This window comes from Streptomyces sp. DvalAA-14, from assembly GCF_900091855.1.
Taxonomy (GTDB): domain Bacteria; phylum Actinomycetota; class Actinomycetes; order Streptomycetales; family Streptomycetaceae; genus Actinacidiphila.
In genome coordinates, this window is sequence record NZ_FMCH01000157.1 from 1 (window position 1) to 25,947 (window position 25,947).

Genomic DNA, 25,947 nt, shown 5'->3' on the forward strand with positions numbered 1-25,947 from the left:
TCCGGCTGCTGCGCGCCCGGACCGCACTCGCCCGGGGCGACGCGGCCGGCGCCCGCGCCCTGCTCGACCAGGGCCTCGTCGTCGAGGACCTGCGGGAAGGAGACCTCGCGCTCAGCGACACCTGGTACGCCGTCGCCGAGGCCCTGCTGGCCGGCGACGGGCCGGTGGACGACACCGTCCGGGCCCGGGCCAGGGCCGAACACCCGCTGCCCGCCGCCTACGACTTCCGGATGGGGCCGGACAGCCGGTGAGCGGGCGGTCGCCGCGCCGTCACGCCTCCCGAAGCGATGCCAGGAGCGCCGCCCGCTCACCGGCCGTCAGGTCGCCCGGCCGGCGGCGCTCCCGGGCGAACAGATTCGCCGTCCGCTGCAGCGCCTCATTGACCGGCGCCGGCACGCCCAGCCGACGGGCCAGCAGCACGATCTCCCCGTTCAGGTAGTCGGACTCGATCGAGCCGGTGCCCCGCATCAGACTCTGCCAGGACGAACCGCCCCCGCGCGCCGGGCCGTTGACCGGCCGGATCCGCATCCGGTCGCCCCGTTCCCGGGCCGCTTCCGCCGCACCGACGAAGGGGATGCCCGCCGCGTCCAGCACCGCCGCGCCCTCCGCCCCGGCCCGCTCGGCCAGCTCCGCCGGCGGCCCGCCGCCGACCGACCCGAACAGGGCGTCCACCGCGTTGCCGAGGTTCGCCAGCAGCTTGGCGTACTTCCAGGCCATCACGTCGTCCCGGACCGGTGCGGCGAACCCCGAGTCCGCCAGATCCGCCGCGATCCGGCGCGTCGTGTCGTCGGCGCCGGACGGGTAGCGGCCCAGATGCAGGATCCCGGTCAGCGGCGCGCACGGCGCCGCCACCACACCCGGTTCCAGATACGAACTGGGCAGCCACACGCACATCGCGTGCACATCACGGAAGCGGCGCAGCGCCAGCCGCTCGTTCTCCACCCCGTTCTGCGCGCAGACCACCGCCGGCCGGTCCCCGTGGCCGCTCCACCGCGCCAACGCGTCCGCGGTGTCCTGCGTCTTCACCGCCAGCACCAGCACATCGTCGTCCCGGGCCGTCACATCATCCGGCCCGTCCACCACGGGCACTGGCAACTCATGTGTTCCGTCCGGCAGTTCCAGCCGCAGCCCGCGCTCCCGCAGCGCCTGCGCGTGCGCGCCGCGGGCCACCAGGACGACCTCGCGCCCGCTGTCGAACAGCCGGCCGCCGATGGTCCCGCCGACCGCTCCGGCGCCGATGATGATGTATCGCATACAGGAACCTTCGTTGGTGAACCCGACGATCATAGTGTCCGGTACGCCGAGGGTCCGGTACGCCGGCTCGGCGGGCAGCCGCTTCGGACCGGGCGGACCCGGCGGCTGCGCCGCACCGGGTCTCGCGAAGCGCGCTGCACGCCGCAGCGATCGACATTGGACCACCCGGCTCGCGCCGGAAGAACGCGAGCGCCACCGGCAGCACCCCGAGCCGGACCGGAGCACCCCCGCTCGCGCGCGGAGAACTGGGCCGTATTCGGACGACTCCGACAACGCAGCGAGGTGCCGCGGCTGTCGTCGCGGGCCCGAGAAGATCGCCCGGACAGGCCCAAGGACACATCGCGGCGAGGAATCGCGGTGCCGGCGGCTGCGGCCGGTCGCACAGGCGGCGGACCCTCACGCCCCGAGTCTCTTGTGACCGCCTCAGGCCGGTCGGAGCGGACAGGGCGTCACGGTCTGCGTCGGCCCCGACCGCCCTGCGATCGGTGGCAGGCGTCGACGTCGGGGCCTGTCGGCGCGTCGACGGCCGCAGCGGGCTGCTGCCCGCCGGCTGGGGCGAGGGAGGCCAGCAGTTGGAGCTTCTCGGCAGCGTCGCTGTCCTGGTCCGGGTAGTAGAGCACGAGCAGCAGGTCTCCGACGGCGAGCTTCTCGCGGTTGAGGTGCAGTTCGCCCACGACCGGATGGTTGACGGTACTGGTGTAGCCGAGCGCTTTGATGTCGTGCCGTGCCCACAGGGTGCGGAAGCGGTTGCTGGCCAGGGACAGCTCGCCGACGAGTTCGACTGAGCGCTGGTCGGTGACGCTGTCGTCCACCGAACGGCGGAACGCCGCGACGGAGTCGACGACCGCCGCCTCCCAGTCGTGCTGGAAGTGGCGTTCCTCGGGGTCGAGCAGCAGGGAGCGCAGCCGGTTCCCGCCAGGCCGCAGCCGCGGCGACAGCGCCATCGCGAGTCGGTTGGAGGCCAGGACGTCGAAGTGCCGGTCCTCGACGAACGCCGGCACGTCCACGGCCGCCAACAGATGGTGCAACCGGGCGGGCAGGCGCGGCATGCGCTGCTTGCGGCGGGCCGGCGGGCGGGGCACGTTGAGTCCGAGCAGGTACTCGGTTTCCAGGTCGTCGAGGTGCAGGACACGGGCGATGGCCTGGAGCACCTGCGGGGAGGGGTTGTGATCCCTGCCGCGCTCCAATCGCAGGTAGTAGTCCGCACTGGTACCGGCAAGCATCGCCACCTCCTCGCGGCGCAGCCCTGGGACGCGCCTGTTGGCGCCACCGGGGATGCCGGCCTGCTGCGGCGTGACCAGGTCGCGGCGGGCGTGCAGATACTCGCCCAGCCGGTTCGCGTCGTCTTGAGGCATACCTCCCACGGTAGCCGCGGCCGACGGTCGCAGAGGGGGTCCTGGCACACCCCGGATCGGCAGGGCCTTTCCGGTTCCAGAGCATGTGAGTGAGCCTGGTTGTGGAAGATCCGGTAGTTGTTGGACGACTACCGAACGTTACAGGGAGGTTCTGGTGAAGCTCACCCGTCGCACAGTGCTCATCGTCGGTGGCACCTCTGGCATCGGGCTCGAACTCGCGCACCGGTTCGCGAAGGCCGGCAACACGGTCGTCGTCGGCGGGCGCCAGCCCGAGCCACGGGACGGCCTGCAGTCCGTCCGGATCGACGTCACCGACCCCGCCTCGGTCCTGCGGGCCCGCGACGACGTGCTCGCCGCGCACCCCGACCTCGACGTCGTCGTCACGATGTCCGGAGTCCTGCTCACCGAAGACCTGCGCGACCCCGCGCACATCACCGACGCCGAGAGCATGGTCGCCACCAACCTGCTCGGTACCATCCGGGTGCTCGACGCCTTCACGCCGCACCTGATCGGCCGCGGCACCGGAACGATCATCACGGTGAGCTCGGGAATCGGCTTCCTGCCCTTCCCACTCATGGCCACCTACGGCGCCACGAAGGCCGCGGTCCACTCCTACACCGAGTCGCTGCGGGCGCACCTGGCCGGGACCGGCGTGGAGGTGGCCGAGCTCGTGCCGCCGGCCGTCGCGACCCCGGCGATGGCGAAGCTCAACCCGGCGGCCGTACCGGTCGACGATTACCTCGACGAGGTGATGGAGCTGCTGGCCGTGGAGCCTACGACCCGCCAGATCATTGCCGAGGCCGCGCTGCCGCTGCGCTGGGCCGAACGGGACGGCACCTACGCCGAGCTCCTGGAACGCCGCTCCGCACCGCTGAACAACCTGCCCGGCCGCTGATCGACCCGGTTCCGAGCCCGGCTGTGTCCTTGCGGTGCAGGGCTGACCGGTTCCGGGGGGAGGGCTGAGCGATCCGTTACTCGTGAGGTGGGCTTCGCCGGGCGGAGTTCGTGAGCCGTTCGGCGAGAGCTTCGACGAGGCCGCGGAGCTCATCTGGGCGTTCGACGGCGAAGGGCCGGTCCAGCGAGGCGAGGACAGCCGGCAGCCAGTCGAGCCGTTCCACCCGGAGTCCGACGCGGGACCAGCGCAGGGTCTGCGGATCCGCGCTGCTCGGGGAAGGGAGTTCCTCCACGATCGCGAGGCCGGCGGGAAGCCGGGTGCGGATCTGCTCGGCCGTGCCCTGGATCCGCAGGGTGACCTCATGCCGGTACGGAGCTGTGGCGAGCCCGGTCAGTACGCGCTTCGCCGGGTCGAGTCCGGCGGGTGGTTCGAACGAGCCGGGCAGGGTTCTCACCCCGGTGATGCGATCCAGCCGAAACGTCCGGTCCTCGCCGGCCGTGAGATCCGCAGCCGTGACGTACCACCGGCCCGAGTGGGAGACGACCCCGTGCGGGTGCAGTGTGCGTTCGCTGCGCCGGCCGTCGGCGGCTGTGTACCGGATCGAGATCGGCCGGTGATGGTTGACCGCGTCGGCGATCGCGAGCAGAACCGTGGATTCCGGGGCGACTGCCTCGCCGGGGCGGTCCGTGAAGGCAAGGGAACCGAGCACGGCGTCGAGTCTGCGCCTCAGCCGCTCGGGCAGCACGCGTCGGATCTTGGCCGCCGCCGTCTCACTCGCCGTGTCCGTGGCCAAGCCGGCTCGCCGACCCGCAACCAGGCCGAGCAGCACGGCGAGCGCTTCGTCGTCGCTCAGCATGAGCGGAGGCATGCGGTAACCGGGGGCGAGGCGGTAGCCGCCGTAGCGGCCGCGCACCGACTCGACGGGTACATCGAGGTCGACGAGGTGGCCGACGTACCGCCGTACGGTGCGTTCGTCGACGTCGAGCCGATCGGCGAGCTCGGTCACGGTCCGGATGCCGCCCGACTGCAGGAGTTCCAGCAGGGCGAGCACGCGGGCAACGGGGCGAGGCATGCTCCGAAGTCTCCCGCATATACCGGGCGGGTTCTGCCCGGTATTCGTCGTAGCTTGCGATCAGAAGCACCGACGGACCAGGAGAACACCATGGACTTTGTCTCTATCCGCGTCATCACGGGCGACGTCGCCCGCCTCGTCAACTTTTACGAGTGCGCCACCGGAGTATCTGCCGACTGGTCCAACGAGGACTTCGCGGAGCTCAGGACCACCTCGGCCACCCTCGCGATCGGCAGCACCCGCACTGTCCCGCTGTTCGCGCCCGGCTCCGCCCGCCCGGCCGACAACCACAGCGTCATCCTCGAATTCCTTGTCGACGACGTGGACAGCGTGCACAAGAACCTGACCGGCTTCGTGGAGGACTTCGTCAACGAACCCACCACGATGCCCTGGGGCAACCGTTCGCTCCTGTTTCGCGACCCCGACGGCAACCTCGTCAACTTTTTCACCCCCGTCACACCGGCCGCCATCGAGAAGTTCGCTCGCTGAGCGATGTGAGGGGGCGCCGTGGTGGGGCGCGGCTGCGCCGGGCCGCGGACCGCTGCCCGCATGACCCGCAGCTGGCTGCGCTGCCGGCCGAACTGCGCGCCGGCAGTGAGGAGTTCCGGCAGATCTGGCAGGCGCGTCCGGTCCACGCTCCCGGGCATCATGCCGAGGCTTTCCAGGTCGGCTGTCTGCGCGGGCTCTCAGCTTGTTCCTTGACCTTCCTCCTGCTCCTGGCAGGGCGGCCGACTACCCTGGGAGTGATCAGTCGAAGGGGAGGTCTGGTGGGTCTGAGTCCGCGCGAGGTGTTTCTCCGGCTTGTTCACGGGGTCGCCGACGGGAACTTCGAGGAGTTGCCCGGCCTGTACGGCGAGGTCACCGACGTCCGGCATCCGATGGCGACGCCGGAGTCCGAGCCGTTGACGAGTCGGCGTGCGCTCCATGAGCACTTCACGGTGCCGCCGGAAGCCCGGGGGTCTTTGCCGAAGAGGCGGGTCGTCGATGTCGTCGTTCACGAGACCGCCGATCCTGAGGTGATCGTCGCCGAGTTCGCCTATGAGTTCACGTTGCCGGACGACTCCACGGCCAAGGTGCCCTGCGTCTTCGTCATGCGTGTCCAGGACGGTCAGATCGTCGAGTCACGCGACTACATCGACCCGATCCGTACGCGCACGGCGCGCGGGGACCTTGACGGGCTCATCGCGTCATTGCGGAAGGAATTTCCCTAGGTCGTGTCCGACGGGTCGCGTGACGCTCCCGCCGCTTCCGGTCGGGTTGAATCGCGGGCGCCCCGCCCTTCGGGGACGGCCAGCGCCTTACTCCGCGAGTGGGTGCCCTGCCGCGCGCAGTCGGCCGATTCCCCAGTCGAGGGCGGCTTTGAGGTTGGTCGAGTCTCCGGTGGAGAGCATGATCGCCACTCCGCCCTGGATGCCGGCCAGTAGTGCTGCGGCGGTCTGGTCGACGTCGAGCGAGGCCGGGAGCCGACCGCCGCGCTGGAGGGCGTGGATCCCGGCGGCGAGGTATTGCTGCCACTCCCGCATCAGCTTGACGACGATGGCCCGGGCTCCGGGGCTGGACCGTCCGACTTCCGCGAAGAGCAGTCCCATGGGGCAGGTGTCGCCCTGTGCCTCGTACCGCTGAACGAGGACGTCCCGCCACTGGTCCCAGGTGTCCCAGGAATCGAGCGAGCGCAAGGAGGGCTGCTGGTCGTCCAGCACGCGGTCCGCCTCCTGTTGCGCGACCGCGAGCAGCAGCTCCTCCCGGCCGCCTGGAAAGTAGTGGAAGAGCTGGCCCTTGCTCACTCCGGTGCGCAGGCAGATCTCGTCCAGCGTGGCCGTGGCGACACCTCTCTCCCGCAGTACCTCGGCCGCTCCGGTGACGATCCGGGCACGCGTGGCGCGGCCCTTGGGCGTCAAAGCACCACTCATGACCCCACCTCGCTCCCCGACCGGACGGATCCGACTTTACCGGCGTGCCCCGGGAACCGGCGGATGCGCAGCTCACGCCGGACGTCGCCGGGCCGAAAGGCCCGGGCCGCCGGGCCCCGGGTGCGCACTCCTAGGAGCGCGTGCGCGCGACCAGCAGGGTGACGTCGTCGGGGGACGGCTTGGTGCGGAAGGCGTCGCGAAGGGCGGTGACCGGCCTCTGCTCCGGGTCCCCCGTGCCCCGGGCCAGGCGCGCCTCGGCCGGCGGCGCGCTGACCCGCCCGACATTGCCGCCTGTCCGCGTGGTCAGCAGCATGTCGACCGAGCGTCCCACCACGTCGTCGGCGCGGTAGCCGAGGAGCGCCTGCGCGCCGTCCCACCAAGCGAGCACCGCGGCGTCGTTGTCGAGGATCGGTACCGCCCCGTTCGCCCGGACCGGGTGCGCCGTCGCACCGGCATGGTCGGCCATCTCCTGGGCCTTTCGTCGACTGCAGGTGTGCACCTTTCGGCATCGTAAACCCTGCGTGTGACGCCCCCCGGCACCTATGAGATCGGGTTCAAAGAGGGCGGGCGAAAAACTTTCTGGACTTGCTGGTCCAAAAATTTCTGTTTAGCGTGAGCGCGTGACGGAACGACTCCGAGCCGCACCGTCCCCGTCGCCGAGATATGGCAGCCAGGACGGAAAACGGGCCGCCCGGCTCGCGCCCTTTCTGCATCCCGCTATCAAAAAATGGCGGACCGCACCGGCCCCGAAGGCGACGGGAAACCTCTTATGTCATGTGAAGCGGGCATCGATCCGGCGCGGCCACGGGGTCTCACCGCGCGAGCGCCGGCGGGGCGGGGGCGATACGGCTCAAGGACAGGTGAGGGAAAATGATCAGTACGGGCAGACCTCTTGACCAGGATCGGGTCGGAGAGTTCTTGGGCCGGGTGGCGGCGGACAGCGCCGCGGCGTTCGCCGGCCTGTGCACTTCGATGGGCGTCCGTCTGGGGCTGTACGAGGCGATGGCCGGGGCCGGTCCCCTCACGTCGGAAGAGCTCGCCGAACGCACCGGACTCGTCGAGCGCTACGTACGGGAATGGCTGGCCGCACAGGTGGCCGGCGCCTACGTGCTCCACGACGCCGCGACCGGCACCTACCACCTCCCGGCCGAGCACGCGGCGGTGCTGGCGGACCGGACCGCGCCCACCTGCATGGCCGGCGCCTTCACGATGCTCGGGCCCTTGTACGAGACCGAGAGCGCCCTGTCCGAGGCGTATCGCACCGGTGCGGGGGTGGGCTGGCAGGCGCACGGCCCGGACCTCTACGAAGGGGTGGCGGCGTTCTTCCGTCCCGGTTACGACTCGATGCTCGTGCGGGAGTGGCTGCCGGCGCTGGACGGAGTGCTGGACAAACTCGAACGCGGGGCGTCCGTCGCGGATGTCGGGTGCGGCTTCGGCCACTCCACCCTGCTCATGGCGCAAGCCTTCCCGAACTCCCGCTTCAGCGGCTTCGACTTTCACACCCCGTCGGTCTACGCCGCCCGCCGCGCCGCACAGGAGCAGGGGCTGAGTGACCGGGTGACCTTCGACCTGGCCGCGGCCGACGACTTCCCCCAGGGCCCCTACGACCTGATCACCTTCTTCGACTGTCTTCACGACCTCGGGGACCCCGTCGCCGCCCTCCGCCGCGCCGAACACGCACTGGCCGAGGACGGAAGCTGCATGGTCGTGGAGCCCAACACCTCGGCCGACCCGGCGGGCCTGGTCAATCCGATCGGCCGTTCCTTCGCGTCCGTGTCGGCGGCCTTGTGCCTGCCCGGCGCCCTCGCGCAGAACGGACCGCATGCGCTGGGCAACCACGCCGGCGAGGAGGCGATGCGGCGCATCGCCGAGGAAGCCGGGCTGACCGGCTGGAAGCTCGCCGCGGAAACTCTCACCAACCGTATATACGACGTCAGACGATAACCACTCGAAGGGAATACACAACGATGTCGATGGACACCTATTACCTGTTGGGACGTTCAGGGCTGCGCGTCAGCAGAATCGCGCTGGGCACGATGAATTTCGGCGTCGACGGCTTCCATGCCGCCTACGGGAAGACCGAGGAGGAGGCCCGCCCGATATTCGATCGCTATCTCGATGCGGGAGGCAACTTCATCGACACGGCGGACTTCTACACCGCCGGGCAGAGCGAGGTCATCCTCGGGAATCTGATCGCGCGGGCCAAGGTCCGCGACCGGGTGGTGCTGACCACGAAGTTCACCAACAGCGTGGACCCCGGCGACCCGAACGCGGGGGGCAACGGCCGCAAGCACATGATCAGGGCGGTCGAGGCATCACTGCGCCGCCTGCGCACCGACTACATCGACCTGTTCCTGCTGCACACCTGGGACCGGATCACCCCCGTCGAGGAGGTCCTGCGGACCTTCGACGATCTCACCAGGGCCGGAAAGATCCGCCACGCGGGACTGTCCGACGTGCCCGCCTGGTATGCCGCCCGCGCCCAGACCTACGCCGAGGCCCACTCCCTCGTGCCGATGATCAGCCTGCAGCTGCCCTATTCCCTCGTCGGGCGGACCATCGAGCAGGAACACGTCGCCATGAGCCAGACACTGGGGCTCGGAATCACCGCCTGGAGTCCGCTCGGGGGAGGTTTCCTCACCGGCAAATACCGGCAGGCCGAAGAGGGACTCACCGGAAAGGGACGGCTCGGCGACGCGGGAGCGCCCGGGCTCACCTGGACCGACCAGGACTGGCGGCTGCTCAAGACGCTCGAAAGCGTCGCCGGAGAGCTCGGTGTGACGATGGCACAGGTCGCCGTCAACTGGGTCGCCACCCAGCCCGGGATCGCCTCCGCCATCGTCGGTGCGAGCAGCGCGAGCCAGCTCGAATCCAACCTGGCCGCACTCGACTTCGAGATCCCGGCCGCGCTGCGCACATCCCTCGACGAGGCGAGCGCCGTGCCGACGCGACCTCTGTCGGTCTACGGAATGTTCACACCGGCCTACCAGAGCTGGCTGGTGAACCCCGGTGCCAAGGTCGGGGACAAGCCCGCCGGATACGCGCCCGCCGTCCAGAACTGGACGGCCTGACATGCCGTTCCGTCGTGTGCGCCATCCAGGAGACGAAGCATGACCCCCCACCCCCCGGACCATCGCGATGCCGACCGTCGGTATCGGTGTCCTGGTACCCGTCATCATCTACTTCGACGACATGGACCCGCTCGGCATGCTGCACAACAGCCGCTACCAGGTGCTCGTCGAGAGGGCATGGGGCACCTTCTGGATCGAGCGGGGTTTCGGCGGCGGGAAAGGCCTCGAGGGAGACAGTTTCAATGTCGTCAAGGCGTTCACCATCACCTATGACGTCCCCGTGGCCATGTTCGGCGACTACACCGTGCATCTGTGGGTGGAACGGCTGGGGACCACCTCGGCCACCGCGGGCTTCCGGCTGGCCTCCGCCGACGGTGTGACCACCTACGCGCACGGAAGCCGCACCGTCGTCCGCCTCGACACCACGACACTGCTGCCCACCCCGTGGTCCGATCGAGCCCGCGAGGTCGCCGGAACCATCCAGGCGACGTAGGAGGAAGTCGCGGCGCGGTTCACGGTCGCCCTGGGGCGCCGGCTCCGCCCCGGGCTGGCCGAGGCGGTGCGGCGGGGAGGGTTGCGGCGCCCGCTGACACGGGGAGCAGCACGGACAGTGCATCGTTGGTGAACGCGACGATCACAGTGTCCGTGCCTGGTGGTACCGACGGGTTACGGTAATTTCACCGAGTGAAACCAGCTGGCTCATAGGTATGGTCCCGCCGGGCGGCGCAATTCGGAGGTTTCCTCATGCGTGTATTCGTCACCGGTGCCACCGGCTGGATCGGTTCCGCCCTCGTTCCCGAGCTGCTCCGGGCCGGACACGAGGTCACCGCACTCGTGCGTCCGGGTCGGTCTGCCGAGGCGCTGACCAGCGCCGGGGTGCGGATCCACCATGGCGACCTGGAGGACGTCGCCAACCTGCGGCGTGGTGCGGCCACCGCTGACGGCGTGATGCACCTCGCCTATTTCAACGGGTTCTCCAACCCGCGCCGCACGACCCGTCTGCGGGTTCTGCTCGGCGGCAGCCCCCGTGGCATTGTCAGCCGATTCGGCGCCGCCGGGGCCGGGGTGGACAAACGCGCCATTGAGACATTCGGCGCCGTCCTCGCCGACTCCGGCGGGCCACTCGTTGTGGCCTTCCCGACCTTTGCCGTGGTGCCGGGCACCCTCGCGACGGAGCCCGCGACAGAAATGGACGCGCCCTCTCCGCTGTCCCCGGGTGCCCAGCGGATCCCCTCCGAGGAGACGACGCTGGCGCTGGCCGCCCAGGGCGTGCGTGCCTCGGTCATCCGTATCCCGCCGTCGGTGCACGGTGACGGTGACACCGGCCTGGTACCCCAGCTGATCAAGGTCGCCCGCAAGAAAGGTGTCTCGGTCTACCTCGGCGAGGGCCGCAACCGCTGGTCGGCCGTGCACCGGGACGACGTCGCGCACCTGTTCCGGCTGGCCCTCGAAAAGGGCGTCGCGGGCGCCCGCTACCACGCTGTCGCGGATGAAGGCGTCGAGTTCCGCACGATCGCCGAGGCGATCGGCGAGGGCTTGAGGGTCCCGGTCGAGACCAGGCCGAACGGCCAGGCATCCCGCCGGTTCGGCTGGCTCGGCCCGTTCGCCGCGGGCGACAACTACGTGTCCAGCACGCTCACCCGCAAGGAACTCGGCTGGCGGCCCACCGGCCCTGACCTCCTGACCGACATCGCTCAGACGGCCTATTTCGTCGGCGGGTAGTAGACGACCTTGCCCCGAGTGGCCCGCGGCGCGCGGTGAGGATCCGGTGGGGAGAACGGGGGCGGCCCCGCAGGCGGGGTGAGTGCCTGCGGGGCCGCTTCGGGGGTGCGGAGGTCGGGTCAGGCTGCCTTGATCGCCGAGATGTCGAAGGTGAGCTTGACCTTGTCGCTGATCAGCACACCGCCGCCTTCGAGGGCCGCGTTGTAGGTCAGGCCCCAGTCGGCGCGTGTGACGGTGGTGGATCCGTCGAAGCCCACCCGGACGGCGCCGTACGGGTCGGTGACCTGGCCATTGAGGGTGAGGTCGACGGAGACCGGCCGGGTGACGCCCTTGATGGTGAGGTCGCCGTGCATCCGGTAGGTGTCGTCGTCGACCTGCTCGGCGCCGGTGCTGCGGAAGGTGATCTCGGGGAACTCCTCGGCGGCGAAGAAGTCACCGTTGCGCAGGTGCTCGTCCCGGCCGGCCTGGGCGGTGTCGATGCTGGCGACCTTGATGGTCAGCTCGGCGGTGGACGCCGACGGCGCGGCGCCGTCGAGGTGCAGCCTGCCCTCGTACGCGGTGAAGCGTCCGCGCACGGTGGTGACCATGGCGTGCCGCGCCGAGAAGCCGATCTCGCTGTGGGTGGGATCGATGACGTAGTCACCGGTCAGGTGCGTCAGATCCGTACGGACGGCGGTGGCGGTGCCGGCGGGGGTGCCGGCGGGGGTGCCGGCGGTCGTGGCGGTGCCGGCCGGGGTCGCGGTGGCAGCGGTCTTGCGGCTGAACAGGCCCATGATGACTCCTCGGGACGGGGTTGGTTTACCTCTCAACCACATGCCCCCTTCGACCCATTCCCGTGCATATAGGATCAATGTGTGATGGCGGCCACTATGTCGCGAATGAGTGCCTGAACGGCCCTCTTCGGCTTGCATTCGATGCCACCCCCGTAGCGCGGCGGAGGACGGCTCGGCCCCGCGCCGCGTCCGGCGCGGCCCGACGCCGCCGGACCGCCGGGAATCCGCCGCCCGGAATCCGCCACCGGGCATCGGGACCGCGCCCGTCGCGGCAGGGCGGGGCCACCCCCCTCGCGGAGCGCGCCCACCGCTTCCGCGGCCCTTGCGCCCATCCGATCCATGCGGCTTTTGTCCATTAACGTGGGCATATCGGACCCATCGGGCAGGAGCGGGATGGACGCGAGCAGCAGGGACGCGGGGAGAACGGCCACCGCGCGCAAGGGCCGGCGCCGGTTCACCCGGTGGGCTGTCGCCGCCTGGAGCCTTCCCCTGGCGGCCATGGCCCTCTTGCTGCCGGCGCACGGCGCCGGCCTCGTACCCGCCGCGCACTCCGCCACCGGCGTCGACACCGCCGCCGCCGCACTGCGGAACGGTCCGGTCTATGTCGATCCCCGGGCAGCCGGCCAGATGTCCCCGGCGCAGGCCCACGCGCTCGCCGACCGGATCACCGGGGCCGACAAACCGGTCTTCGTGGCGATCCTGCCCGCCGCCGCCGAGTTCCCCGCCGCCACGGTGCTCCAGGACCTGAGGTCCGCGGTCGGCATCACCGGCGTCTACGCCGTCCACCTCGGGGCCCGGTTCAACGCGGGAGCCGACCCCCAGGTGATGTCCCGCAGCGCGGTGGCCAACCTGGTCGGCCAGGTGCAGCGCTCGGGCGGCGGCACCGTCGGTGAAGTGAACAGCTTCGTCGGCCAGGCGCTCCGGCAGGCCAACGGCCACGCGCCGAGCACGTGGCGGAACGACCCGGGCGACGCCGGAGCCGTTGGCTCGGGCACGACCGCCCTCATCGTCCTGGTGGGGCTGGCGGCGCTGCTCGCCGTCGGCGCCGTGGTGCTGGCCGGACGCCGCCGGAGGGCCGGGGCCGCGCGGGAGCGGGCTCAGCTCGACCGGCTGCGCACGGCCGTCGACGAGGACATCACCGCCTTCGGCGAGGAACTGGACCGGTTGGACTTCCGGCCCGACGATCCGACCACCGACGACCCGATGCGGGCCGACTACGCCCGGGCTCTCGACCTGTACGAGCGCGCCAAGTCGCTGATGACCGCGGCCCGCCGGCCCGACGACGTCAAGCCGGTCACCGAGGCACTGGAGGACGGGCGCTTCGCGCTGGCGACGCTGGAGGCCCGCCGGGCCGGCCGCCCGCTGCCCGAACGGCGGCCCCCCTGCTTCTTCGATCCCCGGCACGGCCCCTCCGTCCGCGATGTGCGGTGGGCGCCGCCCGGCGGCACTCCCCGTGATGTGCCCGCCTGCGCCGCGGATGTGGCCAGGATCGAGGACGGCCAGGCGCCGATGTCCCGCACGGTGGCGACCCCGTCCGGCCCCGAGCCCTACTGGAACGCCGGCCCGGTCTACGGCCCCTACGCGGGCGGCTACTTCGGCGGCGGCCTGCTGCCCGGCCTGCTGATCGGCACCCTGCTGGGCGGCTCGCTCTTCGGCCCGGGCTACGGCTACGAGGGCTACGGCGGCGGCGAGGGTTACGGCGGCTACGACGACGGCCCCGGCAACGGTCCCGACGGTGGCGACAGTTCCGGCTCCGGGTTCGACCCGGGCGACTTCGGCGGCGGCTCGGACGGCGGCGGGTCCGACGGGGGCTTCGACGGCGGCGGCTTCGGATAGGGCCCCGGCGACTCGTCACGCGTGCGGCCCACCGCGACATCGGCGCGAATGGCACGCCACTGAGGCGATGCGGGCCATCGAGCCGGCCGCCGCGTTGATTCGGGCCACCGCGGACCCCATTCCCCGGGCCGCTGCGCTGTCGCGTGAATGCCTTTACGTGCGGCGCCGGAATGGTACGGACAAACCATCGGCATCACCTCACTGATCTCGCCGAGGCGTAAGCGGCCGATGGAGATTCCGGGCAGTCCCGCTGATCCGGAAAGAGACGGAAGAATAGAACAAAGCCGCGACAAATAGTTCGTGTGTTCGTTTTTCGCCGGCCGGATCCCCGGGTTCCGGCCGACCGCCGCCGTCCGCGTCCGGCGGCTGGAAGCCGGTCCGGACCCTGCCACGGGCATCTGTCCGGACCACGTGCGCCGCCAGATCATCGCAGCTCAGCGCCGTGTGTGCCCGATCGGGCCGAGGAGGGCGTACGACGGCAGGCCCGGCCGGCGCCCGCTTGAGGACAGGCGCTGCGGGGCCAACGGGCGCACGCCTTTTCGCCGTCCGAATCCCTGGTCGGTCCACGGCCGCGCCGGAGGACCGGATACGTCGCGGAAAGCCCTATCGCGCCCTTGTGCGGAAACTCGGAAATCGCGATGTTTCGGGTAGTCGCTTCGCCGGCCCGGATTTTCGGTCGGCGGAGCGCCCATCCGCTGGGGCTCCCGCCGTCCCGAATTTCTGACGGCCGTCGAATTCCCCGCTGCGTCATCCGTGCTCGCCGCCGCACCGAGGAGGATTCCGATGGACAACCGGTACGAGGCCTACGCCTATGCCGATCCGATCTTCTACGATACGCCCCGGCGCTGGGGTGCCCGCGAGGAGTTCGCCGCCGTCGGCCGACCGCTGCCGGCCGGCTGGGAGCGGGGCGATCTGGAGATCTGGGCCGTGGTGCGGCCGGTGGATGTGGAGATCCCCGCGCAGGGCTGGAAGATCCACGTGTCGGCGCGTACCGAGGACGCCGAGGAGGTGCTGGAGCAGGTCTACGCCTACTGCCTGCGCGAGCGCGTCACGTTCAAGTTCCTGCGCGGGCTGCCGATCCTCCAGGTGCAGAACTCGAAGTACGCGGCGCGCGGCTCCAGCGGGAAATTCTGCACCCTGTACCCGGTGGACGCGGCGGAGCTGGAGCGCTGTCTGGAGGGCCTCGGCGCTCTGCTGGCCGGACGCAGGGGCCCGTACATCCTCAGCGACCTGCGCTGGGGTGAAGGTCCGCTCTACCTCAGGTACGGCGGGTTCGCGGAACTCCACTGCCGCAACGAGGCCGGTGAACGGGTGCTCGCCCTCGCCGACCCGGACGGCCGGCTGGTGCCCGACGTGCGCGGCGCCGGATTCTCCGTCCCGCCCTGGGCGCCGGTGCCGGCCTGCATCGCCCCCGCGGTGGCCGCCCGGGCCGCGCAGCACGACCAGGCGCTGCCCTACACCGTGGAACGCGTCCTGCACTTCTCCAACGCCGGCGGGGTGTATCTGGCGCGCGACGGAGCCGACGGACCGCCCGTGGTGCTGAAGGAGGCCCGGCCGTACGCGGGCCTCGACCAGCGCGGGGTCGACGCCGTGACCCGGTTGCGCAACGAGCACGACACCCTGGTCCGGCTCGCGGGCGTGCCCGGCGTCCCCGCGACGCACGGGATGCTGAAGGTGTGGGAACACGAGTTCCTGGTCCAGGAGTTCGTCGAGGGCAAGTCGCTCAGCGAGTGGCTGACCGCCCGCTACCCGCTGATCCACCCGGACGCCGACGAGGCCGCGGTGGCCGGCTACTGCCGCGAGGCGCTCGGCATCGTGGACAAGCTCGAACGCGCGCTGGCCGCCATCCACGCCCGGGGGGTCGTCTTCGGCGATCTCCACCCCCGCAATCTCATCATCCGCCCCGACGGCGACCTCTGCTTCATCGACTTCGAACTCGCCAGCACCGTCGAGGACTTCCTCCGCCCGGCGCTGGGCGCCGCCGGCTTCGCCGCGCCGCAGGGCTACACCGGGACCGGGATCGACCGGTACGGACTGGCCGCGATCCGGCTGTGGCTGTTCCTGCCGCTGGCGCAGCTGCCCGCCCTCGATCCGGGCAAGGCCGACGAGCTCGCCGACGCCGTCGAAGACCGCTTCCCGGTCCCGCCCGGCTACACCGACGACATCCGCCGCTACCTCGGCAGCGCGCCGAACGACGGCCGCACCCCCCGGCCCGACCTGGGCCGGCGCCGCTCGCAGGTCAACGACCTGCTGGCCGCACCCGAGCCCGACTGGCCGCGGATCAGGGACTCGCTGACCGCCGGCATCACGGCCATGGCCACCCCGGGCCGCGCCGACCGGCTCTTCCCCGGCGACGTCGCCCAGTTCACCCACGGCGGTCTGGGCCTGGCCCATGGCGCGGCCGGTGTGCTCTACGCCCTGCACGCCACCGGTGCCGCGATCGACCCCGAGCATGTCCGGTGGCTCGTCGCCGCCGCCGGCAGCCGCTCCACGACACCGGGCCTCTACTTCGGCGGCCACGGCGTCGCCTACGTCCTGGACCTGCTGGGCGAACGCGACGCGGCCCTCGGGCTGCTGCGGCGCCTGGCCGACGCCCCGGACGACGAGTCGGGGCCGGGACTGGCCGCCGGCGCGCCCGGCATCGCGCTGACGCTGGCGCACTTCGCGCAAGCCACCGGCGAACGGGGGCTGCTGGACCAGGCGCTGGTCCTGGCCCGGTCCGCGGGCGACACCCTGGAAAAAGCCGGCCGCAGCGACCCCGCGCGCCCGGCGGGCCTGCTGTCGGGGGCCTCCGGTGCGGCGCTCGCCCTGATCCGCCTGTACGAGCAGACCGGCGACACCGCGCTGCTCGACCAGGCCGAGACCCTGCTGGGGCTGGACCTCGACCGGTGCACCGACGTGGCCGACGGGACCCTCCAGGTCGTCGACGGGCGCCGGGTGCTGCCCTACATCGAGACCGGCAGCGCCGGCATCGGTCTGGCGCTCGACGCCCTGCTGGCGCACCGCCCCGACAGCCCCTCGGCCGGTTACGAGCCGGCGATCCGGCGGGCCGCCGAACCCGAGTTCATCATCCAGTCCGGCCTGTTCAACGGGCGGGCGGGCCTGCTCGGCTACCTGGCGGTGACCGGGCGGCGGGCGGCCCCCGCGGCAGCGGCCGCGCTGCTCGACCGGCAGCGGAGGCTGCTGACCTTGCACCAGGTCTCCTACCAGGGGCACCTCGCCTTTCCCGGGGACCAGTTGCTGCGCCTGTCCGCGGACCTCGCGACCGGTTCGGCCGGGGTGCTGCTGGCCCTGGGCGCCGCGCTGGCGGACACCCCGTTCCTGCCCTGGACCGGGGCCCCGCGCGCGGCTCCGCCCGGGGCCGCCGCCACGAGCTGACGGCCCGGACGGCGCCGCGCCCGAACCGTGGCCGGCTCCCCGCTGTCCGGTCCGCCGTCCCGGGGCGCACCACGGCGCCCCCCCAAGACTCCCGGCCGCCGGCCGGGCGATCCACCCATGTTCCACCCAACCGAAGGAGAACATCATGGCGATCCTCGACCTCCAGACCATGGAGCTGCCTGAGACCGAGGCGGCCCCGATCGACGACACCCTGGCGAGCACCAGCTCGCTGAGCGCGCTCAACTGCGGCACCAGCACCGTCAGCACCCTGCTGTGCCTCTGAGCGACACCGCCGTCCGGTAGGGCGGGCAGTACCGCGAGGCCGGCCGGGCCGTGAGTGACGGGTCCGGCCGGCTGTCCGGCCCGGAGCGGCGAACCACCGCCCCGGGCCGGGTCGTATCCGCCCCGCCACCGGCCGCCCGCCGCCCTCGCCGGGACGTCCGCCGCACACCCCGTCCCCCCGGTCCCCCCGCCCAAACCCGCCGCACCACCGGAGACGGTTGCCCGTGGCCGACCAGCCCCCTGACCCCGCCCGCCGCCCGCCGGACCGGGTGGCGCTGCGCCGCGAACTGACCGCCGAACCCGGCCGGCTCGTCTGCGCCCTCCTGCTCGCCCTGGCCGCCACCGCCGCCGCCCTGGCGCTTCCGCTGCTGGTCCGGAACATCATCACCGACTTCTCCGACCACCGGTCGCTCGGCTTCGACGTGCTGATGATGTGCGTGACGGCCTTCGGCGGCGCCCTCGTCCAGGCGGGCGCGGGCTTCCTGCTGGCCCGCATCGGGGAGCGGATGACGTACCGGCTGCGAACCCGGATCATGGAGCACGCGCTGCGGCTGCCGCTGGCCGTCGTCCGGGCCCGCGGCACCGGGGACTTCACCGCCCGGATCACCTCCGACGCGCTGCTGCTGCGCGAAGTGGTCGACGTGGCCACCCAACTTCCGCTGGCCGGCCTGACCGTCGCGGCCACCCTCGCGGTCATGGTGTGGATCGACTGGGTCCTCACCCTGGTCACCGCCCTCGCGCTCACCGTGCTGACCGGGCTGGTGCTGCTGATCCTGGGCCGGATGAAGTCCAACGTCGCCAGGCAGCAGGACGCGGTGGGCCGGGTCGCCCAGCGCTTCACCGCGACTTTGGAGGCCCTCACCACGATCAAGGCGTACCGGGCCGAGCCGGTGGCCGCCGACGCCCTGGCCGGGGACGCCGAACGGCTGCGGGCGGTCGCGGTCCAGGGCGGCCGCCTCAACGCCCTGATCCCGGCGGTGCTGGCACTCGGCAACCAGTTCGCGATGATCGCCGTGATCCTCACCGGTGGCGCCCGACTGGCCGCCGGGGACCTCCAGGTCGCCGCCTTCGCCGCGTTCCTGCTCTACCTGTTGCAGACCGTGCCCTCGGTGAGCACCCTGGCCACCGGCTTCGGGCGGCTGCAGGGCGGCCTGGCCGCCCGGGACCGCTGCAACGAGCTGCTGTCCGTGCCGCCGGAAACCGATCCGCACGACGCGGCGCGGACGGCTCCCGCCCCACTGCCCGACGCCCCGTCGGTGGTCTTCCGCTCCGTGTCCTACACCCACGCCGGGGCCGGCGAGGCCGCACTGGAGGCCGTCTCCTTCACCACCGCCCGCACCGGCCTCACCGCGATCGTGGGCCCCTCGGGGGCGGGAAAGACCACCACCCTCGCGCTCATCGACCGGTTCGTCCGGCCGTCGGCCGGTTCCATCACCGTCCTCGGCCACGACGCCCGGCAGTGGCCGCTGGACGCGCTGCGCGGCCGGATCGCCTACGTCGACCAGGCGTTCACCCTGCTGCAGGCCACCGCCCGGGAAAATCTGCAGCTGGGCCGCACCCGGCGGGCCGACGACACCGAACTGGCGGTGGCCCTGGACGCCGTCGGACTGACCGAGGAGATCGGCCGCCTCCCCCTCGGCCTCGACACGCCCCTGGGGCGCGAGGTGGACCTGTCCGGCGGCCAGCGCCAGCGGATGGCGCTGGCCCGCGCGCTCCTGTCCGACGCCGACATCGTCCTGCTGGACGAGCCCACCAGCCAGCAGGACGGCCTCAACGAACAGCGCTTCCGGGCCATCGTGGAGGAACTGGCGACGACCCGGGCGGTGATCGTGGTCGCCCACCGGCTCTCCACCGTCCAGCACGCCCAGCACGTGATCATGATGAACCGCGGCCGGGTGGTCGACGCCGGCGACCACCTCAGCCTGCTCAGCCGCTGCCCGCCCTACCGCGAACTCGTCGCCAGCCAGGCGGTCCCGGCCGGCTGAGCGCAGGGGTGCGCTCCGGTACGGCGCCGGGCGTACGGACGCGCGCACGACCGAATAATCCGTGGCCCGCGACGGCCGGCGCGCGGCACAGTGAGCAGGCGCGCGGCCTCGCGCGCCGCCGGGGGGACGTCCAGGTCCATGGGGGAGCAGCGCCATGTCCACACTGCGGGTGACCGCCGAACGCCTCACGATCGCGGAGCACCCGAACGCCGACGCGCTCGACCTGGCGCAGGTCGGTCTGTACCGGGCGGTGGTGGCCAAGGGGGCTTTCCGGACCGGTGAGTTCGGGGTGTACATACCCGAGCAGGCGGTGCTCCCCGAGGAGCTGATCGCCGAACTCGGCCTGACCGGGCGGCTCGCGGGCAGCGCCGCCAACCGGGTCCGGGCCGTCCGGCTGCGCGGCGAGCTGTCGCAGGGGATCGTCTGCCGGCCCGGCGCCCTGGCGGGTGTCGACCTGGCGCGCGCGGCGGCCGACGGGGAGGACTTCGCCGAGCGGCTCGGCATCGTCAAGTGGGTGCCGCCGGTGCCGGTGTCGATGAGCGGCGACGTGGAGGCCGCGCCCGAACTGCTGCCGTGGACCGACATCGAGAACCTCAAGCGCTACCCGGACATCTTCGCGCCCGGCGACCTCGTCGCGGTCTCCGAGAAGCTGCACGGCACGGCCTGCTGTCTGACGTACTGCGCCGACTCCGGCGCCACCCAGGTCACGTCCAAGGGCCTGGGCGGGCAGCAGCTCGCGCTCCAGCAGGCCCCCGGCAACCTCTACTGGCGCGCGGTGCGCGGCCACGACCTGCCCGCCGTCGCCGCCGAACTCGCCCGGCGGCTCGGTGCCCGCCGGATCGGCATCTACGGCGAGGTCTACGGCCGGGGTGTCCAGGACCTCGGCTACGGCACCGACGCCGGCCTCGGTACCCCGGGCTACGCCGCGTTCGACGTGTGCGCCGACCTCGGCGGCCAGCCGGGGTGGCTCGATCCGGCCGCCCTGCTGGCCGGCCGGGTGCCGCTCGTACCCCGGCTGTTCGAAGGGCCCTTCGACCTGCCGACGGTGCTGGACCTGGCGCACGGCAAGGAAACCGTCTCGGGCCGGGGTCTGCACCTGCGCGAGGGCGTGGTGGTGCGCACCATCGAGGACAAGTACAGCCCGGTCCTCGGCGGCCGGGCCATCGCCAAGGTGGTCAGCGACGACTACCTGACCCGAAAGGGCGGCACCGAATACGAGTGAGGGCGCGGTCACGGGTCCGCCGGGCGTCCGGCGGACCCGGAGCCCCGCCCCGGCCGCGGGCCCGGGCGGGCCGCCGCGTCACGCCGTCAGCCGGGCCCGCAGTCTCGCCCTGGCGGCCGGCCACTCCTGCGCCAGCATCGAGAAGAAGACGCTGTCCCGCCACGTCACCCCGTCCGACCGCAGCCGGTGGCGGCGCCACACGCCCTCGCGCACCGCGCCCAGCCGGGCGATCGCGTCCTGCGAGCGCGTGTTGAGCCCGTCGGTCTTCCAGCAGATCCGGCCCATCCCCAGATCCTCGAAGGCGTGCGTCATCAGCAGCAGCTTCGCCTCGGTGTTGACCGGCGTCCGCCAGTACGCCCGGCCGTACCAGGTCCAGCCGATCTCCAGCCGCTCGTCCACGGTGCTCACATCGTGATACGTGGTCCAGCCGATCGGGCGGCCGCCGGCCTGCTCCACCACCGCGAAGGCCAGCCCGCCGGCGGCCTTCGACGCGGCGGCCACCCGGCCCGCCAGCTCGCGGAGCTCGTCCTCGCTGCGGGGCGGCTCGGCGGGCAGCCAGCGCCACACCTCCTCGTCACCCCCGCCCGCGGCGAAAAGCCCGGCCGCGTGGGCCGCGGGATCGAGCGGCTCCAGCCGCACGAAACGGCCGCGCAGGACAACGGGGGAGGGGCTCTCGGCAACCATGCCCGCACGGTAACCGGCTGGCTCCCTCCCCGGTCAACGCCTTTTCGGCGGGCGGTCCGCATGCTCCGCGCGCCCCTGGGTACGCGCCGGGTTCAGCCACCTCGGCAACATCCGACATCCGAACACGCGACATTCCGACCTCGACACCCAGCCCCCGAAGCGACGGCGAGAGGAAACCGGCATGACCGACATCAACCCTGACGGCGCCCTGCCCCCGGCCCAGCGCGCCCTGCACGAGATCGCCCAAGGCAGCGAGAACGTCATCGCGCTCAGCACCCTCGCGGTGAGCGAGGTCCTGCTGCCGGTCCCGGCTCTCGACGACTTCCCGGAGGATCCGTCGGGTCCCGGCGACGCCGACGCCGCCGCGGGTGCCGCCGCCCCGGAGGCCGGCGGCATGGACAGCGTGGACGGCTCCGCCGGCACGCCCGAACCGCCCCGTGAGATCCAGCTGCCGGTCTACGAGCAGGACGACGGCCGTCAGCTCGTCCCGGTGTTCACCTCCGAGACGCGGATGGCCGAGGCTCTGCCGGCCACCCGCCGCTACCGGCTGGTCCAGCTCGCCGCGCTCAGCGGCGCCTGGCCCTCGGACGAGCTGATCCTGTCGATCGACACCGGCAGCCCGGACGCGCTGAGCATCTCGGGTGAGGGCGTACGGGCCCTGGCCGGCCTCGTCGGCGGCACCTGACAGCGGCACGGCCGGGCCCTGGGCCCGCAGCAGTCGCGGGACCGGCCCCGGTGGGTGATACACCCACCGGGGCCGGTCCCGCGGCCGTCAGCTCCGGTAGACCACCAATCCGGCGGCCACCTTGTCCAGCACCAGCTCACCGGGCGCCGGCGCCACCTCACCGTCGTAGGCGAGATGGACGCCCGCGCCCGGCAGCCGCAGCCGCAGTTTCGGCACCTCCGCCACCTCGTACACGGGCGAGCCCGTCAGCACGCCGGTCAGCGCCGCACCCATCATCCGGGTCCGCGCGAAGGGCCCGCCGTCCACGATCCGCACGTCCAGCACCCCGTCGGACAGGTCGCGCCGCCGGACCGGGGCGGGTCCCCAGCTGGAATAACGGCAGTTCCCGGCGAACAGCAGCCACACCGAGCGCGGCTTGCCGTTGATCACCACATCGACCGGAGTACAGGTCCGCAGCACATGCACCGCCGCCAGCACACTGGCCGGCCAGCTGCCCACCCGCCGCGACCAGCGCTCCCGGATCCGGACCAGCTCCGGGTACGAGCCGACGCTGAACGTGTTGAGGAAGAGCGCGCTCGCGCCGGTCACCGTGTCGGTGTGCCGGGCCACGTCCACCGTCGAGGCCCGGCCGGACAGCACCGCGACCGCGGTGTCCTCCACCGACTCGAAACCGAGGTCGAGCGCGAAATGGTTGCGGGTGCCGCCGGGAAAGACCGCCAGCGGCAGCTCGTGCCGCATCGCGATCTCGGCGGCCCGCCCCACCGTGCCGTCGCCGCCGCAGACCCCCAGCGCGCCGCCCCCCTCCAGCGCCGAGCGGGCCGCCTTCTCCAGCAGCTCCACCAGGTCGTCGTCCTCCGTCCGCTCGACGACCTCGGCCTGCGGCAGCACGGTACGGATCCGCTCGGCGGAGGTCATCAGCAGCGGCGGCGGGCCCGAGGCGGTGTTGACCACGACATGCAGCCCCTCGCCCTCCGCCAGCACCGGCGCCCGCGTCGACGGGCCGGGCTCGGGCTGCTCGGAGGTCGGCGGCAGCAGCGCGCGCACGGTCAGCGCCGCGCCCACGCCCAGCGCGCAGCCCACCACCACGTCGCTGGGGTAGTGCACACCGGTGTAGATCCGGGAGAAGGCCACGCTCGCCGCGACCGGTGCCAGCGCCGTGCCCCAGGCGCTGGACTCCATGGCGGCGCCCGCGACGAAGGCCGCCGCCGACGCGGAATGCCCGGACGGGAAGGACGAGGTGACCGGCTGGCGGTGCAGCTGCCGTATCACCGGCACGGCGTCCAGTATCGGCCGGGTCCGCCGCACCGCGCCCTTGCCGACCGTATTGGCGGTCAGCGAGGCCAGCGCCATCGAGCCCAGGCCGCGCGCGGCGGCCCGCCGGCCGCTGCGCCCACCGGTGGCCGCCATGCCGGCCGCCACCGCGAACCACAGCCGGCCGTGGTTGGCGGACCGGCTCAACCGGGGCAGCACCGGTTCGGCGCCCGGCCAGTGCTGCTTCGCCACCCGGGCGAACAGCGCCTTGTCCCAGCTTTTCCAGGGGTACGTCATGACCGTCCGATTACCCTCCGGCGGCCCCCGCACTCCGCCGCAGTACGCTCCCCGGGTGAACAGCGGCAACCCGGGGTGGGACGAGCGGACAAAGTGGCCCGAAGCGGGACTGGTGATCTTCGACTGCGACGGGGTGCTCGTCGACAGCGAGAAGATCGCGGTGAAGGTCGACGTCCAGGTGCTGGCGCGCCTGGGCTGGCCGCTGACGGAGGAAGAAGTCGTCGAGCGGTTCGTGGGCCGCTCCTTCGCCGACATGACCGCGGACATCGAACGCCACCTCGGCCATCCGCTGCCCGCCGGGTGGGACGTGCCGTACCAGCGGCTGTACCGCGAGGCCTTCGAACGTGAACTCGCCCCCGTGGACGGGGTGGTCGACGCACTGGACGCGCTCACCCTGCCCGCCTGCGTGGCGTCCGGCACCAGCCACGCGGGGCTGCGGCACACCCTCGGCCTCACCGGGCTGCACGAACGCTTCGCCGGCCGGATCTTCAGCGCCGCCGACGTCCCCCGCGGCAAACCCGCCCCGGACCTCTTCCTGTACGCCGCCCGCAGCCTCGGCGTCGAACCGGCCCGCTGCCTGGTCGTCGAGGACAGCCGCTACGGCGTCGAGGCGGCCCGCGCGGCGGGCATGCGCTCCTTCGGCTACTGCGGCGGTCTGACCCCGGCGGCCTGGCTGGCAGGCCCCGGCACCACCGTCTTCGACGACATGCGGAAACTGCCCGCGCTGCTGCACGGCTGACGCAGCGCCGTCCGGACATGCTCGGGCTGCGGGAACCCCCGCGCCGGGGGAAGCTGGCCTACAGGGCCCTCGCCGGCGGCCCCCTGCAGCGGAGGTGCGGTATGCGGCTCACCCTCCCGTACGACCTGCGGCCCGACCCGGGGCTGCCGGTACCCGCGTACTGGGACGCCCACCTCGATCCCTCGGCCGGCTACCAGCCGCCCGGCGGCGACTGCGCGCTGCTGGCCGCCGCCGAGGGCTACTGGGCCCGCCGCGGCCTGGCCGCCGACACCGGCCATGTGCTGGCCGCGCCCGGCGCGGAACCGCTGCTGCTCGCGCTGCTGGCCTCGGTCGACGGCGACCCCGTACTGGCCCGCCCGGCCGCCGCCTGGCAGGCCCCGGTCGCCCGGCTGCTCGGCCGCCGCGTCCACACCGTCGCCACTCCGGCCGAGGGCGGCGGCGTCCCCGACCCGTTCACGCTGCTGGAGACGGTACGGCGTGCCCGCGCGGACGGCGCGGACCCGCGGCTGCTGGTGCTGTCCGCGGTGGACGACCCCAGCGGCACGGTCACCGCGCCCGAGCTGCTGCACGAGACCTGCGAGGCGGCGGCCGAGGCGGGGCTGCTGATCATCTCGGACGAGACGTACAGCGACACCCTGCACCACCACGACACGGTGCTGCTGAGCCCGGCCGAGATGCTGCCCGACCACACCGTGGTCCTCACCGACCTCGGCGCGACCCTGGTCCCGGCCTCCGTGCCGGCCGCGCTCGCCCGCTTCCCCGGCACCGGGCACGGCGCCGGCTGGCGGCAGCGGGCGGTCGAGGTACTGGCCGCCCTGCGGGCGGTGCTGCCCGGCGCGGTCGCCGCCGCCACCGGCTACGTCCTCACCGAGCCGGCCGAGGTGACCGACCACTGCGCCGCCGCCACCCGGCTGCACGCCCGGGTCGCGGCCGCCGCCTACCGGTCGATCGTCACGGCCGGTGCGGTGTGCCGGCCGCCGAAGGCCGGCTTCCAGCTGTACCCGATGCTCGGCGCCCCCGGTATGAAGGCGGCGGCCCTGGAGGAGCGGCTGACCACCGTGCTGGGCCGCCGCGTGCTGGGCGCGCAGCGCTTCGGCGACGACCCGCTGGAGCCGCGCGTCCGCATCGACACCGGGCCGCTGCACGGCGCCACCGACACCGAGCGGCGCGCCGCGCTGGCGGCCGCCGACCCCGTCGCCCTCCCGCACGTGTCCGCCGCGCTGGCGGCCCTCACCGCCGCCTTCACCCCCCACGACCCCCGACCTCCACCCCCCGACCCCCCACCCCCCGGGCCCACCCACTCGGCCTCGACCCACCCCGCCCCCGCCCGCCCGTCGCCTGCCTGCGGGTGCGTTGTGGTTGCGCGCGCAGTTCCCCGCGCCCCTGGTGGGGCGTGTCCGGCCCGGGGCGGATTCGGGTGCCCCCGCTGGGCGACTGGATTGCTGCGGGGGGTGCCCTACAGGGGGCGCGGGGAACTGCGCGACCAGCCCGCGTCGGCGTGGAGTCGGCGATCGACGGTGGTGGCCGCGGCGGGTT

Annotated in this window: 23 protein-coding genes and 2 pseudogenes; 17 read left to right on the plus strand and 8 right to left on the minus strand. The window is 72.6% G+C overall.

Features of this window, described 5'->3' with window-relative positions; translation table 11 throughout:
• A pseudogene (locus GA0115240_RS07520) lies at positions 1 to 251 on the plus strand (DUF5107 domain-containing protein); the annotation flags it as partial.
• A 19-nt stretch (positions 252 to 270) separates the two neighbouring features.
• Here GA0115240_RS07520 and GA0115240_RS07525 read toward each other — a convergent pair.
• Together GA0115240_RS07525 and GA0115240_RS07530 are read right to left on the minus strand one after the other, a co-directional pair.
• Complete coding sequence (locus GA0115240_RS07525; protein WP_093735894.1) at positions 271 to 1,254, minus strand: ketopantoate reductase family protein; 984 nt, start codon at positions 1,252 to 1,254, stop codon at positions 271 to 273.
• A gap of 449 nt (positions 1,255 to 1,703) precedes the next feature.
• Positions 1,704 to 2,609 carry a helix-turn-helix domain-containing protein gene (locus GA0115240_RS07530; protein WP_237554692.1) on the minus strand — a complete coding sequence of 302 codons (906 nt, stop codon included), beginning with the start codon at positions 2,607 to 2,609 and terminating at the stop codon, positions 1,704 to 1,706.
• Between the two features lie 154 nt (positions 2,610 to 2,763).
• Here GA0115240_RS07530 and GA0115240_RS07535 point away from each other — a divergent pair, with 154 nt between their 5' ends.
• Positions 2,764 to 3,504 carry an SDR family oxidoreductase gene (locus GA0115240_RS07535; RefSeq protein WP_093735877.1) on the plus strand — a complete coding sequence of 247 codons (741 nt, stop codon included), beginning with the start codon at positions 2,764 to 2,766 and terminating at the stop codon, positions 3,502 to 3,504.
• Positions 3,505 to 3,580: 76 nt separating this feature from the next.
• Here the strand turns inward: GA0115240_RS07535 and GA0115240_RS07540 are convergent, their stop codons facing one another.
• A complete protein-coding gene (locus tag GA0115240_RS07540; RefSeq protein ID WP_093735878.1) occupies positions 3,581 to 4,576 on the minus strand; it encodes a helix-turn-helix transcriptional regulator in 996 nt (331 codons plus the stop codon).
• A 90-nt stretch (positions 4,577 to 4,666) separates the two neighbouring features.
• Between GA0115240_RS07540 and GA0115240_RS07545 the strand changes: the two genes are divergently transcribed.
• The 3 genes and pseudogenes from GA0115240_RS07545 to GA0115240_RS07550 all read left to right on the plus strand — a co-directional run bounded on the left by GA0115240_RS07545 (position 4,667) and on the right by GA0115240_RS07550 (position 5,787).
• A complete protein-coding gene (locus GA0115240_RS07545; RefSeq protein WP_093735879.1) occupies positions 4,667 to 5,065 on the plus strand; it encodes a VOC family protein in 399 nt (132 codons plus the stop codon).
• Positions 4,966 to 5,187: pseudogene (locus tag GA0115240_RS37895) on the plus strand (hypothetical protein); the annotation flags it as partial. The gene GA0115240_RS07545 and the pseudogene GA0115240_RS37895, both read left to right, overlap by 100 nt.
• 156 nt (positions 5,188 to 5,343) lie before the next feature.
• Positions 5,344 to 5,787 carry a nuclear transport factor 2 family protein gene (locus tag GA0115240_RS07550; protein ID WP_256069598.1) on the plus strand — a complete coding sequence of 148 codons (444 nt, stop codon included), beginning with the start codon at positions 5,344 to 5,346 and terminating at the stop codon, positions 5,785 to 5,787.
• 87 nt (positions 5,788 to 5,874) lie between these two features.
• Here the strand turns inward: GA0115240_RS07550 and GA0115240_RS07555 are convergent, their stop codons facing one another.
• Together GA0115240_RS07555 and GA0115240_RS07560 are read right to left on the minus strand one after the other, a co-directional pair.
• Entirely contained in the window at positions 5,875 to 6,486 is a 612-nt protein-coding gene (locus GA0115240_RS07555) for a TetR/AcrR family transcriptional regulator (RefSeq protein WP_093735880.1), read from the minus strand.
• 130 nt (positions 6,487 to 6,616) lie between these two features.
• Positions 6,617 to 6,952 (minus strand): hypothetical protein, encoded by a 336-nt coding sequence (locus tag GA0115240_RS07560; RefSeq protein WP_093735881.1) that lies wholly within the window; start codon positions 6,950 to 6,952, stop codon positions 6,617 to 6,619.
• Between the two features lie 404 nt (positions 6,953 to 7,356).
• On the opposite strand from GA0115240_RS07560, the gene GA0115240_RS07565 reads away from it, so the two are divergent.
• From GA0115240_RS07565 to GA0115240_RS07580, 4 genes are all read left to right on the plus strand, one after another.
• Positions 7,357 to 8,430 (plus strand): class I SAM-dependent methyltransferase, encoded by a 1,074-nt coding sequence (locus GA0115240_RS07565; RefSeq protein ID WP_093735882.1) that lies wholly within the window; start codon positions 7,357 to 7,359, stop codon positions 8,428 to 8,430.
• A gap of 29 nt (positions 8,431 to 8,459) precedes the next feature.
• Positions 8,460 to 9,557: an aldo/keto reductase gene (locus GA0115240_RS07570; RefSeq protein ID WP_202451132.1), complete on the plus strand. Its 1,098-nt coding sequence runs from the start codon at positions 8,460 to 8,462 to the stop codon at positions 9,555 to 9,557.
• Positions 9,558 to 9,624: 67 nt separating this feature from the next.
• Positions 9,625 to 10,050, plus strand: coding sequence for an acyl-CoA thioesterase (locus GA0115240_RS07575; RefSeq protein ID WP_093735884.1), 426 nt, complete (start codon positions 9,625 to 9,627; stop codon positions 10,048 to 10,050).
• 251 nt (positions 10,051 to 10,301) lie between these two features.
• Entirely contained in the window at positions 10,302 to 11,279 is a 978-nt protein-coding gene (locus GA0115240_RS07580; protein ID WP_093735885.1) for an SDR family oxidoreductase, read from the plus strand.
• Between the two features lie 119 nt (positions 11,280 to 11,398).
• Here the strand turns inward: GA0115240_RS07580 and GA0115240_RS07585 are convergent, their stop codons facing one another.
• Complete coding sequence (locus GA0115240_RS07585; RefSeq protein ID WP_093735886.1) at positions 11,399 to 12,052, minus strand: YceI family protein; 654 nt, start codon at positions 12,050 to 12,052, stop codon at positions 11,399 to 11,401.
• 498 nt (positions 12,053 to 12,550) lie between these two features.
• Between GA0115240_RS07585 and GA0115240_RS07590 the strand changes: the two genes are divergently transcribed.
• From GA0115240_RS07590 to GA0115240_RS07610, 5 genes are all read left to right on the plus strand, one after another.
• Positions 12,551 to 13,888, plus strand: coding sequence for a hypothetical protein (locus tag GA0115240_RS07590; RefSeq protein ID WP_093735896.1), 1,338 nt, complete (start codon positions 12,551 to 12,553; stop codon positions 13,886 to 13,888).
• 783 nt (positions 13,889 to 14,671) lie between these two features.
• Entirely contained in the window at positions 14,672 to 17,266 is a 2,595-nt protein-coding gene (gene lanKC, locus GA0115240_RS07595; RefSeq protein ID WP_093735887.1) for a class III lanthionine synthetase LanKC, read from the plus strand.
• Between the two features lie 145 nt (positions 17,267 to 17,411).
• The gene (locus GA0115240_RS07600) at positions 17,412 to 17,549 is read left to right on the plus strand and encodes a SapB/AmfS family lanthipeptide (RefSeq protein ID WP_094030686.1); all 138 of its coding nucleotides are present in this window, start codon (positions 17,412 to 17,414) and stop codon (positions 17,547 to 17,549) included.
• A 223-nt stretch (positions 17,550 to 17,772) separates the two neighbouring features.
• A complete protein-coding gene (locus tag GA0115240_RS07605; protein ID WP_256069596.1) occupies positions 17,773 to 19,533 on the plus strand; it encodes an ABC transporter ATP-binding protein in 1,761 nt (586 codons plus the stop codon).
• 154 nt (positions 19,534 to 19,687) lie between these two features.
• Positions 19,688 to 20,755, plus strand: a complete 1,068-nt coding sequence (locus GA0115240_RS07610) for an RNA ligase (ATP) (protein ID WP_093735889.1) — start codon at positions 19,688 to 19,690, stop codon at positions 20,753 to 20,755.
• Between the two features lie 78 nt (positions 20,756 to 20,833).
• On the opposite strand, the gene GA0115240_RS07615 is transcribed toward GA0115240_RS07610, so the two are convergent.
• A complete protein-coding gene (locus tag GA0115240_RS07615) occupies positions 20,834 to 21,439 on the minus strand; it encodes a GNAT family N-acetyltransferase (protein WP_093735890.1) in 606 nt (201 codons plus the stop codon).
• 181 nt (positions 21,440 to 21,620) lie between these two features.
• Between GA0115240_RS07615 and GA0115240_RS07620 the strand changes: the two genes are divergently transcribed.
• The gene (locus GA0115240_RS07620; RefSeq protein ID WP_093735891.1) at positions 21,621 to 22,124 is read left to right on the plus strand and encodes an SseB family protein; all 504 of its coding nucleotides are present in this window, start codon (positions 21,621 to 21,623) and stop codon (positions 22,122 to 22,124) included.
• Between the two features lie 87 nt (positions 22,125 to 22,211).
• Here GA0115240_RS07620 and GA0115240_RS07625 read toward each other — a convergent pair whose 3' ends face one another.
• Positions 22,212 to 23,672: a bifunctional phosphatase PAP2/diacylglycerol kinase family protein gene (locus GA0115240_RS07625; protein ID WP_093735892.1), complete on the minus strand. Its 1,461-nt coding sequence runs from the start codon at positions 23,670 to 23,672 to the stop codon at positions 22,212 to 22,214.
• Between the two features lie 55 nt (positions 23,673 to 23,727).
• On the opposite strand from GA0115240_RS07625, the gene GA0115240_RS07630 reads away from it, so the two are divergent.
• Positions 23,728 to 24,411, plus strand: coding sequence for an HAD family hydrolase (locus GA0115240_RS07630; protein WP_256069597.1), 684 nt, complete (start codon positions 23,728 to 23,730; stop codon positions 24,409 to 24,411).
• 101 nt (positions 24,412 to 24,512) lie between these two features.
• Positions 24,513 to 25,947 (plus strand): aminotransferase class I/II-fold pyridoxal phosphate-dependent enzyme (locus GA0115240_RS07635; RefSeq protein WP_107407113.1); only part of this gene is annotated, 1,435 nt, incomplete at its 3' end.